Below are 1,817 nucleotides of genomic sequence, written 5' to 3'. Positions count from 1 at the left end.
CGCCCCTTCACTGCGCAGTGCCAGCTGCTGAATGTGCACGTCGCTGCGGGCACTGTTGCGCACCCCTTCAAAGCGGATGTCGCGGCGGCTGTCCAGCTGGTGGCGGTCGTAACGCAGGCTGTTGTGCCAGCCCAGGTTATCTCCCAGGCTCAGGTGGTGGCTCAGCCCGAAGAACTGGCTGTAACCGCCGGTCAGCCCGTTGTCCCCGGCGCGGCTCATGGCGTTGCCGCCACTGCCGGACAGGCGGGCCATACCGTAGTGCGCTTCCAGTTCACCAAAACCACTTTCAAAGCGCTGGCCCAGCGCCACCATATCGTAGGTGACTTTGTTGGCCATTTCTGCCCGTTTGTCGCCTTTTGCCACCACGTTGAACGACAGGCCACTGTCGGTGGTGACCGGGGCCTCTGCCGCCAGGCGGGTGAAGCGCTGGCCAAGAATCCGCGCTTCCTGGTTCAGCGCCGTCGCCTGAGCACCGGAAACCTGTTTCAGTGCCCGGTCAAGTTCGGCAGAGGTGGAGACATTCAGGCTGCTGTACAGGCTGTTGCTGGTGTAGCCGTTATCCAGCGCCGCAGCCACACCAGACAGGGTTTTATCCGTGATAACCTCCGCGTAGTCGTTTTTGGTCATGGTCACGTCCACATTGCCGTCGGCGTTTTTATGCCCCTGCGCGTTCCACACCACAGTCTGTGAACCGATGTTCTCTGCCCCGCTGATGCTGTTGCCGGTGAAGACATCGCTGAAGGTGATTTCTTTCGCCGCCGTGCCCGCCGTAAACCCGGCGCTGATGGTCACCGTGCTGTCAATATGCAGGTTGTTGCCCCCCAGTTTCCCGGCCGTGCCGTCAGCATTGGTGCCGATAACATAGTTGTTGACCAGGCTGGCACCGTTTTCAGTGGGGGCGGTGGGAGGGTTCGGGGTGCTGATGTTGCCCGGCGTACTGACATTTGGCCTGGAGAAATCATCCCCTTCAACAATGGCCTGGGTGCTGTCCGGGTGATAAAGGGCGCTGTTGGTACCGTGAAGATTGACCGCACCGAAATTGTACAGCGTGCCTTTAACGTTAAAGGCGTAAGAGTCGTCGGCCCAGACGTTAATCTCACCGCCGCTGTTGTTATAGAATATCCCCGTGGCCGCCGTGCCGTAGACACCGGTCAGTCCGGTTCCGTTGGTGCCGTCCTGTTTCCCCTGCTCAGTCCCGACGTTAATCACGCCGTCGTTAATCATCCGGCGGGGGCCGGTCGCCGTGGAGCCGCCCATATTCACCGCTTTAGCATCGCTTCCCTGAACGGTGATTTCACCGGCATTGTAGAAGTGATAACCCCTGCCGGCCACAACCAGCGAATCGTTAAGGGACGCGTCCATCACGCCCCGGATGACCCCTGTTTCGGTATTTGCCATCCAGGTCTGGGAGGAGCCGGAGGCGGCCGTAGCCTTCATGGCATACCATCCGTCGCTGGCCGTCAGGGTACCCGCATTGACAATGGCAGGCGTGACGCTGGTAGGAGTCTGCCGCATTAAAACACTGCTTTCGGCCGTTTCCGGCGTGGCGGCAACAGTATTGTAGATATGCCCGCCCTGCTGGTTATAGATACTGGCGGCCTGCATGCCGCTCACTCCCGCCTCTGTTACGGCAATCGTGCCGTTGTTGATAAGGACATGGGTCTGGCTGCCTGACCCACGCACCGAGCCGTAAACCATGCCGTCGTTGCGGAAGGAGTTACCGGTGATATGTGCGTTGATGACCCCGCCTTCAAGGTTTACGCCCTTAACGACTTTCAGGCTGCCGGCGGTGAGCGTGCCGCTGTTGAGCAGCGTGT

At 60.1% G+C, this 1,817-nt stretch carries 1 pseudogene; it reads right to left on the bottom strand.

The features are described from left to right. Window positions 1–1,817 (bottom strand): annotated as a pseudogene (locus DT73_RS15895) (hypothetical protein); the annotation flags it as partial.

This window comes from Mangrovibacter sp. MFB070 (assembly GCF_000705335.1).
GTDB lineage: Bacteria > Pseudomonadota > Gammaproteobacteria > Enterobacterales > Enterobacteriaceae > Mangrovibacter > Mangrovibacter plantisponsor.
The sequence above is the reverse complement of the archived record's forward strand: the minus strand, read 5'-3'. Positions and strand labels throughout refer to the sequence as shown.